The organism is Microbacterium sp. Bi128 (genome assembly GCF_918698205.1).
On sequence record NZ_CAKKMM010000006.1, the window covers coordinates 21,808 to 38,651 of the forward strand.

12 protein-coding genes are annotated in these 16,844 nt (G+C 71.9%); 4 read left to right on the plus strand and 8 right to left on the minus strand.

The genetic code is table 11. The annotated features are described in order from the left end of the window. Positions 1-21: 21 nt before the first annotated feature. From LQV45_RS01230 to LQV45_RS01265, 8 genes are all read right to left on the minus strand, one after another. The gene (locus LQV45_RS01230) at positions 22-3,516 is read right to left on the minus strand and encodes a DNA-directed RNA polymerase subunit beta (RefSeq protein ID WP_230005367.1); all 3,495 of its coding nucleotides are present in this window, start codon (positions 3,514-3,516) and stop codon (positions 22-24) included. 269 nt (positions 3,517-3,785) lie between these two features. Next, a complete protein-coding gene (locus tag LQV45_RS01235) occupies positions 3,786-5,375 on the minus strand; it encodes an urea amidolyase family protein (protein ID WP_230005368.1) in 1,590 nt (529 codons plus the stop codon). Continuing rightward, positions 5,369-6,121, minus strand: coding sequence for a 5-oxoprolinase subunit PxpA (pxpA, locus tag LQV45_RS01240; protein ID WP_230005369.1), 753 nt, complete (start codon positions 6,119-6,121; stop codon positions 5,369-5,371). The genes LQV45_RS01235 and pxpA overlap by 7 nt, the downstream gene beginning before the upstream one ends. A 167-nt stretch (positions 6,122-6,288) precedes the next feature. Continuing rightward, on the minus strand, positions 6,289-7,119 hold the full coding sequence (locus LQV45_RS01245; RefSeq protein ID WP_230005370.1) for an N-acyl homoserine lactonase family protein: 831 nt from the start codon (positions 7,117-7,119) through the stop codon (positions 6,289-6,291). Further along, on the minus strand, positions 7,116-8,786 hold the full coding sequence (locus tag LQV45_RS01250; protein ID WP_230005371.1) for an allophanate hydrolase: 1,671 nt from the start codon (positions 8,784-8,786) through the stop codon (positions 7,116-7,118). The genes LQV45_RS01245 and LQV45_RS01250 overlap by 4 nt, the downstream gene beginning before the upstream one ends. After that, positions 8,783-12,385: an urea carboxylase gene (uca, locus tag LQV45_RS01255; protein ID WP_230005372.1), complete on the minus strand. Its 3,603-nt coding sequence runs from the start codon at positions 12,383-12,385 to the stop codon at positions 8,783-8,785. Before uca ends, LQV45_RS01250 begins: the two co-directional genes overlap by 4 nt. Then, the gene (locus tag LQV45_RS01260) at positions 12,385-13,062 is read right to left on the minus strand and encodes an urea amidolyase associated protein UAAP2 (RefSeq protein WP_230005373.1); all 678 of its coding nucleotides are present in this window, start codon (positions 13,060-13,062) and stop codon (positions 12,385-12,387) included. Before LQV45_RS01260 ends, uca begins: the two co-directional genes overlap by 1 nt. A gap of 11 nt (positions 13,063-13,073) precedes the next feature. Continuing rightward, positions 13,074-13,901, minus strand: a complete 828-nt coding sequence (locus tag LQV45_RS01265) for an urea amidolyase associated protein UAAP1 (RefSeq protein WP_230005374.1) — start codon at positions 13,899-13,901, stop codon at positions 13,074-13,076. A gap of 95 nt (positions 13,902-13,996) precedes the next feature. Here LQV45_RS01265 and LQV45_RS01270 point away from each other — a divergent pair, with 95 nt between their 5' ends. The 4 genes from LQV45_RS01270 to LQV45_RS01285 form a co-directional block, all read left to right on the plus strand. Beyond that, on the plus strand, positions 13,997-14,656 hold the full coding sequence (locus LQV45_RS01270; protein WP_230005375.1) for a TetR/AcrR family transcriptional regulator: 660 nt from the start codon (positions 13,997-13,999) through the stop codon (positions 14,654-14,656). Positions 14,657-14,961: 305 nt separating this feature from the next. After that, a complete protein-coding gene (locus tag LQV45_RS01275; protein ID WP_230005376.1) occupies positions 14,962-16,161 on the plus strand; it encodes a hypothetical protein in 1,200 nt (399 codons plus the stop codon). Positions 16,162-16,194: 33 nt separating this feature from the next. Next, positions 16,195-16,476: a hypothetical protein gene (locus tag LQV45_RS01280; protein WP_230005377.1), complete on the plus strand. Its 282-nt coding sequence runs from the start codon at positions 16,195-16,197 to the stop codon at positions 16,474-16,476. 120 nt (positions 16,477-16,596) lie between these two features. Then, positions 16,597-16,844, plus strand: a 248-nt coding sequence (locus tag LQV45_RS01285; RefSeq protein ID WP_230005378.1) for a cupin domain-containing protein, incomplete at its 3' end; no start/stop codon positions are given.

Consider the following 16,844-nt stretch of genomic DNA (forward strand, 5'->3'; position numbering starts at 1 on the left):
TCTGTTCGTTGCCTGGCCGGGTCAGATCTCGTCGATGGACGAGGACTCGAAGCGGCTGGAGATGTTGATACCGAGCTCTTCTGCGGCGCGGAAGGCGTCGTCGTCGGTGTCACGGAGGTTGACCGCCGTGCCGTCGGCCGAGAGGACCTCGACGTTCAGGCAGAGCGACTGCATTTCCTTCATGAGCACCTTGAACGACTCGGGGATGCCGGGCTCCTGGATGTTCTCGCCCTTGACGATCGCCTCGTAGACCTTGACGCGGCCGAGGATGTCGTCGGACTTGATCGTGAGGAGCTCCTGCAGCGCGTACGCGGCACCGTAGGCCTCGAGGGCCCACACCTCCATCTCACCGAAGCGCTGACCACCGAACTGCGCCTTACCACCCAGCGGCTGCTGCGTGATCATCGAGTACGGGCCCGTCGAGCGCGCGTGGATCTTGTCGTCGACGAGGTGGTGCAGCTTCAGGATGTACATGTAGCCGACCGAGATCGGCGCCGGGAAGGGCTCACCGTGGCGACCGTCGAACAGCACGGTCTTACCGGTCGAATCGATCAGGCGGTTGCCGTCGCGGTTGGGGATCGTCGAGTCGAGCAGACCCGCGATCTCGTCCTCGAAGGCGCCGTCGAACACCGGGGTGGCGACCTTGGTGCCGGGAGCGGCCTCGCGAGCCACCTCGGGCAGGTGCGCCGCCCACTCGGGCGTCCCCTCGACCTTCCAGCCCTGCTGGGCGATCCAGCCGAGGTGCAGCTCGAGGACCTGGCCGAAGTTCATTCGACCCGGGATGCCGAGCGGGTTGAGCACGACGTCGACGGGGGTGCCGTCGGCGAGGAAGGGCATGTCCTCGATCGGGAGGATCTTGGCGATGACACCCTTGTTGCCGTGGCGGCCGGCGAGCTTGTCGCCCTCGGTGATCTTGCGCTTCTGGGCGATGTAGACCACGACGCGACGGTTGACACCCGAGCCGAGCTCGTCGTCGCCGTCCTCGGCGTTGAACTCCTTGACGGCGATGATCGTGCCCTGCTCGCCGTGGGGCACCTTCAGCGAGGTGTCACGGACTTCGCGGCTCTTCTCGTTGAAGATCGCGCGGAGCAGACGCTCCTCGGCCGACAGCTCGGTCTCACCCTTGGGCGTGACCTTGCCGACGAGGATGTCGCCGGGGCGGACCTCGGCACCGATGCGGACGATACCGCGCTCGTCGAGGTCCTTCAGCAGGTCGGGGCTGACGTTGGGGAGGTCACGGGTGATCTCCTCCTTGCCGAGCTTGGTGTCGCGCGCGTCGACCTCGTACTCCTCGATGTGGATCGACGAGAGCGTGTCGTCCTTCACGAGGTCCTGGCTGAGGATGATCGCGTCCTCGAAGTTGTGACCCTCCCACGTCATGAACGCCACGAGGAGGTTCTTGCCGAGGGCGAGCTCGCCGTTCTCGGTCGCGGGACCGTCGGCGATGACCTCGCCGACCTCGACGCGCTCACCGGCGGAGACGACCACGCGCTGGTTGTACGACGTGCCCTGGTTGGAGCGGTCGAACTTGCGGAGGAAGTAGTCCTGCGTGCCGCCCTCGTCGAGCTGGACGGTCACGACGTCGGCCGAGACCTCCAGGACGACGCCGGCCTTCTCGGCGGTGACGACGTCACCGGCGTCGATCGCGGCGAAGCCCTCCATACCGGTACCGACCACGGGCGACTCGCTGCGCACCAGCGGAACGGCCTGGCGCTGCATGTTCGCACCCATGAGGGCGCGGTTGGCGTCGTCGTGCTCGAGGAACGGGATGAGCGAGGTCGCCACCGACACCATCTGGCGCGGCGAGACGTCCATGTAGCCGATCTCGTCGACGGGGAACAGGTCGACTTCGCCACCCTGACCGCGACGGGCGAGGATGCGGTCCTCGACGAAGTGGCCGTCGGCCTTGAGGGCGACACCGGCCTGAGCGACGATGTGGTCGCTCTCTTCGCTCGCGGTGAGGTAGTCGATCTGGTCGGTCACGCGACCGTCGACGACGCGACGGTACGGGGTCTCGATGAAACCGAATGCGTTGATGCGCGCGAACGATGCGAGCGAACCGATCAGACCGATGTTCGGGCCTTCCGGCGTCTCGATCGGGCACATGCGGCCGTAGTGCGAGGGGTGGACGTCACGGACCTCGACGCCGGCACGCTCACGCGACAGACCACCGGGGCCCAGCGCCGAGAGGCGACGCTTGTGGGTCAGACCCGCGAGCGGGTTGTTCTGGTCCATGAACTGCGAGAGCTGCGAGGTTCCGAAGAACTCCTTGATCGCGGCGACGACGGGGCGCACGTTGATCAGGGTCTGCGGCGTGATGGCCTCGATGTCCTGCGTGGTCATGCGCTCGCGGACGACGCGCTCCATGCGGGACAGACCGGTGCGGACCTGGTTCTGAATGAGCTCGCCGACCGCGCGGATGCGACGGTTGCCGAAGTTGTCGATGTCGTCGACGTCGAGGCGGATCTCGGCCGCCTGGCCGTGACGCACGCCGTCGAACGCCGAGTCGCCGCGGTGCAGACGGACGAGGTACTTGATCGTGGCGACGATGTCGTCGACGGTGAGCACCGAGTCGCTCAGCGGCTTGTCGAGGCCGAGCTTCTGGTTGATCTTGTACCGGCCGACCTTCGCCAGGTCGTAGCGCTTGGAGTTGAAGTAGAAGTTGTCCAGCAGCGCGCGGGCGGCCTCAGCGGCGACCTGCTCGCCCGGACGGAGCTTGCGGTAGATGTCGCGGAGCGCATCTTCCTTCGTGAGGATCGTGTCCTTGGAGAGCGTCTCTTCGATCGAGTCGAAGCCGGCGAACTCGGCGAGGATGTCCTCGCTCGTCAGGCCCAGGGCCTTGAGGAACACGGTGACCGACTGCTTGCGCTTGCGGTCGATGCGGACGCCGACCTGGTCGCGCTTGTCGATCTCGAACTCGAGCCAGGCGCCGCGCGAGGGGATCACGCGAGCCGACACGATGTCCTTGTCGGAGGTCTTGTCGGGCGTCTTGTCGAAGTAGACACCGGGCGAACGCACGAGCTGCGACACCACGACACGCTCGGTGCCGTTGATGATGAACGTGCCCTTGTCGGTCTGGAGCGGGAAGTCGCCCATGAAGACCGTCTGGGTCTTGATCTCACCGGTCTGGTGGTTCATGAACTCGGCCTCGACGTACAGCGGGGCGGCGTAGGTCTTGCCGCGCTCCTTGCACTCTTCGATCGAGTACTTCTCGGGCTCGAGGTAGGGGTTCGTGAACGAGAGCTGCATCGTCTCGCTCAGGTCCTCGATGGGCGAGATCTCTTCGAAGATCTCCTCGAGACCGCTGATCTCGGGGACGTCGGTGCGACCGACGGCCTGAGCCTCGGCGACCCTGGCCTTCCAGGCTTCGTTACCGACGAGCCAGTCGAACGACTCGGTCTGCAGGGCGAGCAGATCGGGAACGGTCAGCTTGTCGGAGATCTTCGCGAACGAGAGGCGGGATGCGCCGCGTCCGCTCTTCGGGGTGGTGGTGGATGCGTTGCTCGCAGCAGCCAAGGGAATAACCTCCAGAAGCCCGGGCGAGGGGCTCGTGATTCCTTGTCGTCAGGTGGAGTGCGTTCCTGCCCCGATAACCTGCTCGTCGCACACCGCGGTGAAGCGGGGACGGACAGGCTCAGCCGACCACCATATGAGGGCAGGGGGAATCGAGGAGCGCAAAGTCCAAGCATACGCGGGAGGACGCGCCGTGTCCAGTCGAATTCTTGACGACTTTGCGTACCTGCGGTATAACCGCGCACGGCCGCCGGGGATTCCCCGGATCGGCCTCACGAACCGCGGAAACGCAGGCGATCACCGGGCCGCACGTGCGCGAGACGATCGAGGCCGGCATCCGTCACCACCGCGATCACGGGGTATCCCCCGGTCACCGGGCCGTCCGCCAACAACACGACGGGCCGCCCGTGCGGCGGTACCTGCAGGGCTCCCGGACGCATGCCTTCGCTCGGGAGCTCCCCGTGCCGCACGCGGTCGAGCGCAGGTCCGTCCAGGCGGATGCCGACGCGATCGGCGTCCCCCGACACGGTCCAGGTCGCATCGCGCACGGCGCGCCGGGCGTCGGGCGTGAACCAGTCGGCGCGCGGTCCCGGCGCGATCGGCACGTCGATCAGCGAGCCCGGGACCGACCAGGGAAAGACGTCGACGACGGGAACCGAGTGCGGCGCCTCCCCCACGCCCAGCACCTCCCCGGCGCGCAGCGGTGCCGGTCCCAGCGCGGCCAGGACGTCGGTCGACCGCGACCCCAGGGACACGGATGCCGCGACCCCGCCGCGGATCCCCAGGACGAGCCGCGCCCCGGCGCGGGCCACCCCGATGCTCAGTTCGGCACCGGAGGGAACGAGCACGGGAGCATAGGCATCCACCGCTCTTCCGGCGACGCGGATGTCGGCGAGAGCACCGGTGACGGCGATCCACGTGTCGCGGACGACGCGGGCGCGGAAGCCGCCGAGCACGATCTCGACGCCCGCGGCCGTTTCCTCGTTGCCGACGAGGCGGTTGGCGATGCGAAGCGACGCTCGATCGAGCGCGCCGGAGCGGGCGACACCGAGAGCGGCGCGATCGGGGCGTCCGAGATCCTGCACCGTCGCGAAGGCGCCGGGGGCGAGGATGTGCAGCGCCGGGTCGCCGTGCGGCGGGAGGCGACGGGAGGAGATTCCGGCCGCGGAGGGCGCCGCCACCGCATCCGTTCCTCCGCCGGCCGAATCTCCTCCCGCGGCGACTGCCCCGGCCGCGGAGACACGCGCGCGCTGCGGCACGAACCGTACCCGGGCACCGGGGGCGAGGAGCACCGGGTCGGTGGCATCCGGGACGAAGAGCGGAGCCTCAGTGGTCCCGATGAGGCGCCAGCCGCCGGGGGTCTCGCGCGGGTACGCGCCGGTGAACTCTCCCGCGAGGCCGACGGATCCGGCCGGGACGCGTGTCCGCGGCTGCGGAAGCCGGGGGACATTCCAGGGCCAGGCCGCGCTGACGAGGTAGGCAAACCCCGGGGCGAAGCCGGTGAACGCGACGGCCCACTCGGCCGCCGCGTGGCGGGCGACGAGGTCGGTGGGACGGATGCCGAGGATCCCCGCAGTCTCGTCGAGATCCGGGCCGTCGTAGCGGACGGGGATCTCGACGAGCGGTCCGGGCGGCACGGCCGCCCCGTTCGCGCTCCCGACCGAGAGGACCCACGTCCGGACTGCGGCGGCGCTGAGACGGGCGGGGTCGAACGCGACGAGCACCGTGCGGGCCGCCGGGACCAGGTCGTCGACGCCGTCGGGCGGATCGGCGGCGAGCGCGGCGTGCAGCGCGACGACGGCGGCGAGGTCGACCACCTCGGCGAGCAGGGCCCGCTCCCCCATCGGGAGGAGGGTCACCATGGCGCGCGCACCTCGATGCCGGCGGAGTCGAGCGCGGCGCGCACGGCCCGGGCCATCGCGACGGCGGCGGGGGTGTCGCCGTGCAGGCACAGGGAGGCGGCGTCGACGGCGAGCCGCGACCCGTCGACGGTCTCGACCTCTCCCTCGCGCACGAACCGCAGCGCCCGGTCGGCGACGCGGGCCGGGTCGTCGATCACGGCTCCGGGCTCGCCCCGTGGCACGAGACCGCCGCGCGCGGTGTACCCGCGGTCGAGGAACGCCTCGTGCACGAAGGGAAGATCCGCGGATGCCGCGGCCTCGGCGATCGCGCCGGGGAGCCCGAGCACTGGCAGGGCCCGGCCGAGCCTCGCCGAGTGGTCGGCGACGGCGGCGACCACGGCCCCGGCTTGCGCCGCGTCGTCGATGACTGCGTGGTAGAGCGCGCCGTGGGGTTTGACGTAGCGCAGGTCGGCCCCGGCGGCGGTGAGCGCGTCGAGCTGGGCGGCGACGCTCGCTCGCAGCTCGGACGGCGGCGGGTCGCGGCGCACGCGTCCGAAGTTCGCGCGGTCGTCGTACGAGGGGTGCGCCCCCACGGCGACGCCGAAGCGCGTGGCGCGCTCCACCGAGGCGCGCATCGAGTCGGCGTCTCCGGCGTGGCCGCCGCACGCGACGTTCGCGCTGGAGATCACCGCGAACATCGCCTCGTCGTCGGCGGTCGGCATCCCGTCGACGGTCTCGCCGAGGTCGGCGTTGAGGTCCACGCGCATGCCGCCACGCTACCGCCGGGGGTGCGCACCCGGAGGGGGCGGGGACTCACCGCGCGGTGACCAGAACAGGGGATGCCATGAGAACAGGCCGATCCGCGGCGAAATGGCCTGTTCTCGGCGCGAAGCCTGTTCTCGCGACCGCCCGCGGATCCCGGACGCGCCCGGGGCTAGCGCGTGCGGACGATCTCGGCCCAGACCGGGAAGTCGGGGTCGTGGGCGGGCCAGACCTCGGTGCCGGGGGTGCGGTGCAGAGCCGCGAGGCGCGCGACCGCCCGATCGGCGCGGTCGGGGCCGTCGTCGCCCACCGTCGAGCCGCACCGCACGCCGTGCTCGACGTTGCCGAGGAGGTCGGCGGCATCCCCCGCGAGCACCACGGTGCGATCGGGCAGCTCGATGACGAACGACTGATGCCCCGGCGTGTGCCCCGAGGTGTCGATGACGCGCAGGCCCTCGGCGAGCTCGGTGTCACCGTCGACCAGCGCCAGGGTCAGGCCGTCGCGGTCGAGGTCGTCGCGGAACAGGAAGGCCATGCGCGGGTCGGTCACTTGCCGCACGTGCTCCCATTCCCGCCGCTGGAGGAGCAGCGGCCGGTCCGGCGCGAGCAGCCGGGCCCCGCCGGTGTGGTCGAAGTGCGCGTGCGAGAGCAGGACCGCCGCGAGCTCGTCGAGGTCCAGGCCCGCCTCGGCGATCTGGTCGACGAGCGGGTCGCCGGGTGGCACGAGCGGGGCGTAGTTCTCGTAATCGAAGGATGCCGTGCGCGCGGCGCGGTCGCGGATGCGCGCCGGGTCGAACCCGCCGTCGACGAGCACCCAGCCCTCGTCGAAGACGATCGCCACGGCCGTCACCGGCTCCATGAGGAACCGGAAGGTGCTGCCGCCGTGCAGGGAGACCGCCTCGGGGATCGGCTCGTACGCGACGACCATGGGGACGAGTCGCCGCGGGCGCCCACTCAGCCGCAGCGGCGTGAGCGACGCGAAGTCGACGACCGTCGAGCTCATGCCGTCGCCGCCCGGTACGCGCGCCAACCGCCGTGGACGGTGATGTCGATCGCGCCCTCGAGGGCGACGGCCTCGCACAGGAAGCCCGCGACGCGGGAACCGTCCGCGAGGACAGCGGAGCCGATACCCATGGGCGCGGGCAGCTCGGCGACGAAGCGCCCGAAGCCCGCCGCGGGCAGACGCCACACCTCGCCCGCGATCGCCGCGCCCCCCGCGGCCACGCGGGCCAGGCCGGGCTTGGGCGGGACGGTGTCGAGGGCGTAGAGCCGGTAGTCCGCCGAGGTCTGCACGTCGGCGACGAACGTGCCACCGGCGGCGACCAGCTGATGGTTCAGCGGCTGCCCGCGCAAGTGGGCACCGACGACCAGCAGGTCGACCGCCGGCGCCTGGATGCGCTCGGCGAGCTGCGCGAGCGTGCGGTCCGCGAAGGGGGCACCGGTGAGCATCACCCCGAACGCGCGCCCGCCGACGACCCCGGCGGGCACGGCGAGGGCGCTCCGATCGAGGAGGTTCGCGAAGTTCGTGTACCGCCCCATGCGACTGTTGGCGCCGACGGGATCGGCCGCGACCTCGTCGAGCGTCGGATGCCACGTCGTGGTGGGCGTGAGCAGGGCGACGGTCCCGTCGAGTCGGCGCAGCCCCTCGGCCCCGAGGCGATCGAGGCGCTCGCGGTCGCGGAAGTAGTCGGCCGCGCGGGCGTCGGCCCCGCCGAGCACGATCGCCGAGACGGTGGGGTCGAGGTCGTTCCCGACGAGCTCGGGGTGCGCGGCGATGAAGTCGCCGACGGCCGCCGTGCGCTCGGCGACGAACGCGCCGCCGTAGAGCAGCGACGCGGCCTCCAACAGCGGGGCGATGTCCACCTCGACGATCTCGACGCCCGACGCGGCGAGCGCGGCGACCACGCCGGCGAAAGCGTCGGCCCAGCCCTCGGCCAGCCCCTCGAGGTGCTCCGCGGTGGGCACGGCCACCCGGGGGCGCGCGTCGAGCGCGGGAGCCGGACGGTCCTCGCGACCGAGCGGGTCGATTCCGTCGGGACCGGACATCAGCTCGGCGGCCACGCGGGCGTCTGTCAGTCCGCGCGCGAACACCGTCACGCAGTCGAGGGTGCGGCACGCGGGGACGACGCCCGTGGCCGGCACGAGGCCCACGGTGGGCTTCACCCCCACGATCCCGTTGAGCGCGGCGGGCACCCGGCCCGACCCGGCGGTGTCGGTGCCCAGTGCGAGATCGACGATCCCGAGGGCCACGGCCACCGCCGAGCCCGAGCTGGAGCCGCCCGAGATCCGCGTCGGATCCCACGCATTGCGCACGGCGCCGAAGGGGCTGCGGGTGCCCACGAGTCCGGTGGCGAACTGGTCGAGGTTGGTCTTGCCCATCACCACGGCTCCCGCCGAGCGCAGCCGCGCGACGGCGGTCGCGTCGCGCTCGGGACGGTAAGCGTACGCGCGGCTGCCGGCCGTGGTCGGCATCCCCTCGACGTCGATGTTGTCCTTCACCGCGACGACGGTGCCGGCCAGCGGCAGACGCTCCCCCGCCGCCACGGCGAGATCGATCTCGGCAGCCTCGGCGAGCGCGTCGTCCTCGTCGCGCACCGTGATCCACACCTCGGGGCGATCCACTTCGCGCATCCGGGCGTAGGCGGCGCGGACCCGGTCGACCGCGCTCACGGGGCCACCGCCACCGCGGCGAGCAGCTGCCCCGCGGCGACCGTCTCGCCGGGCCGGACGAACACCTCGGCGACGGTGCCCGTCACCGGCGACCCGATCGGAGTCTCCATCTTCATCGCCTCCAACACGATCATCTTCTGCTCCTTCTCGACGGGCGCGCCCTGCGCCGTGTCCACACGCCAGACCGCGGCGGCGAACGGCGCGGTCACCCCCACTGTGCCCGGTGGCAGCTCTCGACCGGCGCTCGGCGCCGCTACGGGCGCGTCGTCCACGCGGTCGAACTCGCCGCTGATCCGCCAGCGCTCGCGTTCCTCGTCGAAAGCGCGGCGCTGGCGGTTGCGGAACGCGTCGATGCCCGGGGCCTCGGCGGCGAGGAAGCGCTCGTACTCCGCGAGAGCGAACTCGCCCTCGACGGTCTCGAAGTCCCCGCGCCCGGCATCCACGTCCGCGCGGAGGTCGAGCAGCTCCTCGGGCGAAACCGGGTACCAGCGGATGCGGTCGAAGAAACGCAGCGCCCAGGGGTTCTCGGTGAAGAGCCCGCCGCGGCGGAAACGGTTCCAGATCTGCACCGTGCGACCGACGAACTGGTAGCCGCCGGGGCCCTCCATGCCGTAGATGCACAGGTAGGCGCCGCCGATGCCGACGGAGTTCTCGGCGGTCCAGGTGCGGGCGGGGTTGTACTTCGTCGTCACGAGCCGGTGCCGCGGATCCAGCGGCGTCGCGACCGGCGCGCCGAGGTAGACGTCGCCGAGCCCCAGCACGAGGTACTGCGCGTCGAAGACCGTGCGGTAGACGTCGTCGACGCTGTCGAGCCCGTTGATCCGACGGATGAACTCGATGTTCCAGGGCGTCCAGGGGGCGTCGTCGCGCACGCCGGCCATGTACCGCTCGATCGCCAGTCGCGTGGCCGGGTCGTCCCACGACATCGGCAGGCGCACCTCCCGAGACGGCACGACGAGCTCGGAGGTCGGCGGCAGGTCGTCGTCGAGCTCGCGCAGGAGCCCGACGAGCTGCGACGCGCGCAGCACCGACGCGTCGGTGTGCACCTGGAGCGACCGGATGCCGGGGGTGACGTCCAGAATCCCGCGCGGCGCCTCTTCGGCGAGCCGCTCCTGCAGCGCGTGCACGCGCATGCGCAGCCCGAGGTCGAGCACCTGATCGCCGAACTCGACGAGGACGTTGTCGTCGCCGTCGCGGCGGTACGTGGTCCGCGGGCGGAGGACGCGCTCCCCCTCGACCTCGGCCTCACGCACGGCGATCACTCCGTCGTCGCCGTCGCCGGTGCCGACGAGCGCCGGCGCGGCGATCGCCGGATCGAGGGTCGCCGCGTCGGCCTCGCGCACCGGCGCGAACCGGACGATGTCGTCGGGACGCAGCTGACCGAGCTTCCACAGATCGCCGGATGCCACGACCACCGGACACACGAATCCACCGAGACTCGGCCCGTCGGGGCCGAGGAGCACGGGGGTGTCGCCGGTGAAGTCGAGCGCGCCGACCGCGTACGGGGTGTCGTGGATGTTCGAGGGGTGAAGCCCCGCCTCGCCGCCGTCCGTGCGCGCCCAGCGGGGCCGCGGGCCGGTCAGGCGCACACCCGTGCGGGCGGAGTTCACCTGCACGCGGTACTCGGCGGCGTAGAGCTCGTCGATGTCCGCGCGCGTGAAGAACTCGGGGGCGCCGTGCGGCCCCTCGGTGACGGCGAGCACCCACGACGACGTGAGGTGCGGACGGCGCTCCCGCGGTGAAAGGGTGGGGTCGGTCACCGCCGCGTCGCCGGGACGCAGGACGTCGCCGGTGACGAGCGCCCGTCCCCCGTGTCCGCCGAACCCGCCGAGCGTGAAGGTCGAGGCGCTCCCGAGGTACGCGGGCACGTCGAGACCGCCGCGCACGGCGAGGAACACCCGCATACCCGGCCCCTCGGCGGTGCCCACGCGCAGCACCCCGCCCGCCGGCACGGCGACCGGCTCCCACATCGCCACCGGGGCGCCGTCGAGTTCGACCGGGGCCGCCGCCCCCGTGACGGCCACGACGGAGGGGGCGCTGAACCGCAGCGTCGGTCCGGTGAGGGTGATCTCCAGCCCGGGTGCGCCCTCGGGGTTGCCGACGGCGAGGTTCGCCTCGCGGAAGGACACGGCATCCATGGGTCCGGAGGGCGGAACGCCGACCTTCCAGTAGCCGATCCGCCCCGGGAAGTCCTGCACGGTCGTGAGCATCCCCGCGTCGACGACGTCGATGCGCGGGTCGGGGTCACGGGCGTCGTCGAGGGTCGAGGTGTCGTGCCGGACGGCGCGGACGCGCGGGTCGTTCACGATCTCGCGGATCATGCCCGCGCCGGTGACGATGCCGTCGACGCGCGTGTCCGCGAGAGCGGCGGAGAGCCGGTCGAGGGCGGCGTCGCGGTCGGCACCGTGAGCGATGACCTTGCCCAGCAGCGGGTCGTAGAACGGCGACACCTCGCTGCCCGCCTCGACCCACGAGTCGACCCGGATGCCATCGCCCTCGGGCCACCGCACGGCGGTGACGAGTCCGGTCGACGGCGTGTTGCCGCGGTCGGGGTCCTCGGCGTAGATCCGCGCCTCGACGGCGTGTCCGCGGGGTTCGCGCGGGCCGGCGAACAGGTCGTCGGGGAGCACGGCCGGGCCGCCCGCGGCGAGGTCGAGCATGAGGGCGACGAGGTCGACCCCGAAGACCGCCTCGGTGACCGGGTGCTCCACCTGGAGCCGCGCGTTGACCTCGAGGAAGTACGCGCGCTCGCCGATCGGGTCGTAGACGAACTCGGCGGTGCCGGCCGAGCGGTAGCCGACCCCGGCGGCGAGCGCCGCGGCGGTGCGGTGCAGCTCCGCGCGCACCTCGGGCGGCAGACCCGGGGCCGGGGCCTCTTCGACGACCTTCTGGTTGCGACGCTGCAGCGAGCAGTCGCGGTCGCCGAGCACCGCGACACGGCCGGCGCCGTCTCCGAAGAGCTGGACTTCGACGTGGCGGGCGGGCCGCACGAACTTCTCCAGGAACACCCCGGGCGTGCCGAAGCTCGCCTCGGCCTGACGGACGACCGCGTCGTACGCGGCGCGGAGCTCGTCGGCATCCGCGCACACCCGCATGCCGATACCGCCGCCGCCGCCGGTGGCCTTGAGCATCACGGGGTATCCGATGACGGATGCCGCGGCCTCGGCCTCGTCGAGGGAGGCGAGCACCCCGGTGCCCGGGAGGAGCGGGACGCCCGCCGCCTCGGCGAGCGCGCGGGCGCGGTGCTTGAGCCCGAAGGCCTCGAGCTGCTCGGGCGTCGGCCCGACCCACACCAGCCCCGCCGCCTCGACGGCGCGCGCGGCGTCGGCGTTCTCGGCGAGGAAGCCGTAGCCGGGGTGGATCGCGCCGGCGCCCGTGGCACGGGCCGCGGCCAGGATGGCATCCACCCGCAGGTAGGACTCGGCCGCGGGCGCGGGGCCCAGGCGGACCGCCTCGTCGGCCTCGCGCACGTGGGGCGCGGCCCGGTCGGCGTCGGAGAACACCGCGACGGTGCGGAGGCCCCGCTCGCGGGCGGAGCGGATGATGCGGCGCGCGATCTCGCCGCGGTTGGCGACCAGCAGGGTGTCGAAGGAGGTCATCAGCGCGTCACCACCATGCGCAGCGGCGTGCAGCTGAAGTCGTTGCAGGGGTTGTTCATCTGCGGGCAGTTCGACACGATCACGAGCACGTCGCGCTCGGCCCGGAGGGCCACGCGCTTGCCGGGCGCCGACATCCCGTCGACGATGCCGAGCGAGCCGTCCGCCTCGACGGGGACGTTCATGAACCAGTTGAGGTTGGAGACGAGGTCGCGGGCGCCGAGCCCGTAGCGCGCCGCCTCGGCGAGGAAGTTCTCGCGGCATCCGTGCTGGTACAGGGTGTGGTGCCCGTAGCGCAGGGTGTTCGACTCCTTGGAGCAGGCGCCGCCGATCGTGTCCTGCCGGTCGACCTCGTTGCCGACGACCGTCATGAGCGGGCGGCCCAGGTTGCTGCGCAGCACCGTGCCGGTGCGGACGTAGACGTTCCGCTGCCACGCGATCGTATCGGCGGCGCTGTAGCGCTCGTCGGTGTCGTCGGCCGCGTACACGAGGAAGTCGGCGGACTGGTTGCCGCCGACGTCGACGATCGTGAGGACGTCGCCGGCGCGGACGATGCCCGACCACGGGGCGCGCGGGGCGACGTGCTCGTCGAGCACGATCTCGCCCGCGGCGAGCGGCTCGGACCAGTCCAGCGGGACACCGTCGGCGTGGACGGGACGATCGGGGACGGTGGTGATCATGGAACGGCTCCTCACGATCCGGCCAGGGCGGCGTAGGCGATGGTGTTGCGGTAGGCGCGCTCGCGCTCGGGGGTGAGGGAGAAGACGGGATCGCCCTCCGCGGTGGGGCGCGACGCCCAGGCGGTGACCTGCAGCGGGCCCACGACGTAGTCCTCGCGCGGGTCGAGTGGATGCGGGACATTGGCGACGAGGACGATGAGGGGCAGCTCGGCGACGAGTTCGACGGAGGCGCCCGGCCCGGCGGATCCGGTCCACTCGAGGTCGCCGTCGGCGTTCGCGCGCACCCCCTGGAAGAACGACACCGACGGCGGCAGGTCGCGTGCGGTCAGGCCGTGCTTGCTCGCGGCGAGCCGCAGCAGGCCGTGCCCCGAGGGCGAGGGCCCCTCGGGCGCGGCGTCGCCGTAGCGCTCGATCGCGGCGGCGTCGCTCGTCGTGCCGCAGAAGGCGTCGTGGTGGCCGGAGCTGTCGGCGACGATCGTCGCGAGCACGCGTCCGTCGCCCGAGAGCAGCGGGTGCCCCTCGCCGAGGTACGCCTGCCACGGGATCTTCTGCGTGTCGGCGACGTTGAGGCGCTCGCTCGGGGCGAGGGCGTTGAAGAGGAGGACCGTGGCGCACGCGTCGCCCGCGGGGTCGGTGAACCGGAGGCGCGTTCCGCGGGCCACCCGGAGGTGCGTGTACCCGCCGGGGGCGACGGTCTCGGCCCAGCGCAGGTCGCCGTCGGCGACGCCCTCCGGTCGGAACGGGGCCGTCGAGGGCGGGAGATACGGCATCCACGGTGAGCGCGCATCCCGGGCTCGGGCGTCCTGCCGCGCCCGTCCCACGTCTCCGAGTGCATCCACACGACCGTCCATGGGATCCCTTTCTGTCGGTTGACAGGTATTAGAGCACCCGTGCGTTTCGGCGGCGTTACGAAGCGCCCGAGTACGGTGGGGGCATGGCGCCGACGAGAACCGGACGACCCCGGGCATCCGGCTCCTCCCCCACCGGACTCGGCACGCGCGCCGATGTGCTCGCCGCTGCGGCCGCCCTGTTCGGGACGCGCGGGTACGGCTCGGCCAGCACGCACGCGATCGCCGAGGCCGCCGGCATCCGTCAGGCCACGCTGTACCACCACTTCGCGCGCAAGCAGGACATCCTGCTCGCGCTGCTGCTGGACACCGTGCAGCCCTCGCTCGACGTCGCCGCGCAACTGCTCGCGCGCGACGAAGAGCCCGCCGCGCGCCTGTGGGCGCTGTGCGTGTCCGATGTCACGCTCCTCGCCGAAGCGCCGCACAACACCGGCGCGCTGTACTTGCTGCCCGAGGTGTCGGACGCGGCGTTCCAGCCGTTCCGCGAACGCCGCGGTGAGCTCGAGACGACCTACCGCACGCTCGTGGCCGCGTGCGGCGTGGATGCCGCCGGCGCGGCGGCGGGCGCGGCGCTCGTGCTGGCGCTGGTGGAGAGCGTGATCCTGCAGCGCAAGAACGGCGCAGAAACGGCCCCTCTGGATGCCACGACCATCGCGGCCGCCGCATTGCGCGTGCTCGACCTCGACGCCGCGACGCGCGAGCGGGCGGCGGCGGCGGGTCCGGGCGTGCTCGCGGCGCTGGGCTGAAGCCGGCGGGTTCCGCCGGCTTGCGGCCGGCTCGTGGCGGGTGTGGTCGCGAGACTGCAACCGGCTGACAAACCCACTGCAGACTGCAACCGAGATGTCAGCAGCGTGCAGTCTCGCGGGTCGAGGGGCCCCGCGCACGCAACCGCCACCCGGATGCCGGACCCCACCCCGGATGCCATCGCCCCGGCGCCGCGGGCGATTTCACGCGCCTTTTACACGGCCGAAACCACGCGAGACCTCGGTGAGCGGATCGTTTCTGTCAAGCAACAGAAACCCGATCCGCCCCTCATCGCCGGGAGCCCGCCATGATCATCTTCGGAGTCGCGCTGAGCGTCGTCCTCATCCTCGTCGTCGGCATCGTGGTCGCACGCAAGGTCGACGGCGACAGCGCGAATTACCTCGTCGCCGGGCGCCGCCTCGGCGTGCCGCTCGTCGCCGTCAGCCTCACCGCCGCCGCCGTCGACGCCAACGCGACGGTCGGGAACACCGACCTCACGTCGCAGTTCGGCTTCTGGTCGGGGGCGTCGCTCGCCATCGGCCTGGCCGTCTGCCTGCTGCTGACCGGCCTGTTCCTCGCCAAGCGCATGAACGCCATGAAGCTCTTCACGCTGGGCGATTTCTTCCGCCTGCGCTACGGACGCCCCGTGGAGCTGCTGGCATCCGTGCTCATGATCGTGTCGTTCACGTTCCTGCTCGCGGGCAACCTCGTCGCGTGCGGCTTCCTGCTCGAGCGCTTCGCCAACATCCCCTACGCGTGGGGCGTGGTGCTCGCCGTCGTCCTCGTGCTCGCGTACACCGTCGCGGGCGGCCTGTTCTCGGATGCCTACACCGCGGCGATCCAGACCACGATCACCGTCGTGGCGGCGATCGTCCTGCTCGCGTGGGTCGCGTTCTCGTACGGCATCGTGATCCCCGAGGGCATGGGGCCGTTCGACCTCCAGCAGCTCACCGACCCGGCAGCCGGTGCCCCGATCAACTGGGCGACGCTCATCTCGCTGGCCATCGGCGACATCGTCGCGATCGACTTCATGCAGCGCATCTTCGGGGCGAAGAGCCCGTCCGTCGCGCAGCGCTCGTGCTTCATCGCTGCGGGGCTCACCGCCGCGATCGGTTCGGTCTTTGCGATCGTCGCCTTGAGCGTCTCGTCGACGCTCGGGATCTCGGTCGAGAACGGTCCGGTGTTGTACCAACTGCTCGGCGACTACGCGCCGCCGATCATCGCGATCCTGGTGCTCTCGGGCATCGTCGCCGCCTCGTTCTCGACGGCCTCCGGGGCGATGCTCGCCACCTCGGCGATCGCCGTCCGCAACGTCTTCACGGTCCGCCGCCACACCGGCAGCGGCCCCGACCCGCTGCTGCGCTGGACGCGTCTGGCCATGATCCCGTTCGTGATCGCCGGCGCGTTCCTCGCCATCCGCGTCAGCCAGACCGGCATCCTGCTCACCCTTGCCTTCGACCTGATGCTCGCGTGCCTCGCGGCGCCGTTCGTCATCGGAGTGTTCTAGAAGCGTCCGGGCGCCGTCGCCGCCCTCGGCGCGATGGTCGTCGGCTTCGTCGTGCGCATGACGCTGCTGGCCCTGACCCCGACGCTCTACGGCGTGCCCAACGACATCCTGTACGTCCCGAACGACCTCGTCGGTCCGGAGTTCGACGGCTGGGCGACGCTCGTGTCGGCGGTCATCGGGTTCGGCACCTACGTCGCCCTGGCCTTCGCGCTCCCCCGCCGCACGCCGGAGGTCGACCGCGAAGCCGCCGTGCTGGCCGACCTTGCGGCCGAGCGCGAGGCCTCGGAGCGCGAGGGTGTGGAGGTGCCGGCGTAACCCGACCTCGCGGGGTCGAGGGAAACGGATGCCGTCCGGCGTCGGTGCCCTCGGCCCCGCATCGCGCTTCTCCGCGAGGACTCCATTGCGGATCCATTTCAGCGGGTTTAGGATCCAATTGTGACTTTCGTGATGCGCCCCGCCGAGGTGGATTCCTCTGAGCTCGAGGCCAAGCCCCTCGCCCCGCCGAACGCCGAGCCGCTGGCCGGCGAGATCATCGTCCGCGGCAAGGTCCAGTTCGTGAACGACGACCGCACGATCATCTCCGGAATCTGGGAGAGCGACCCGGGCTCGTCGCGGTGGGAGTTCCTCACCCGCGGCGAGATCGTCCACATCCTCGCCGGACGCATGACCGTCCAGCGCGACGG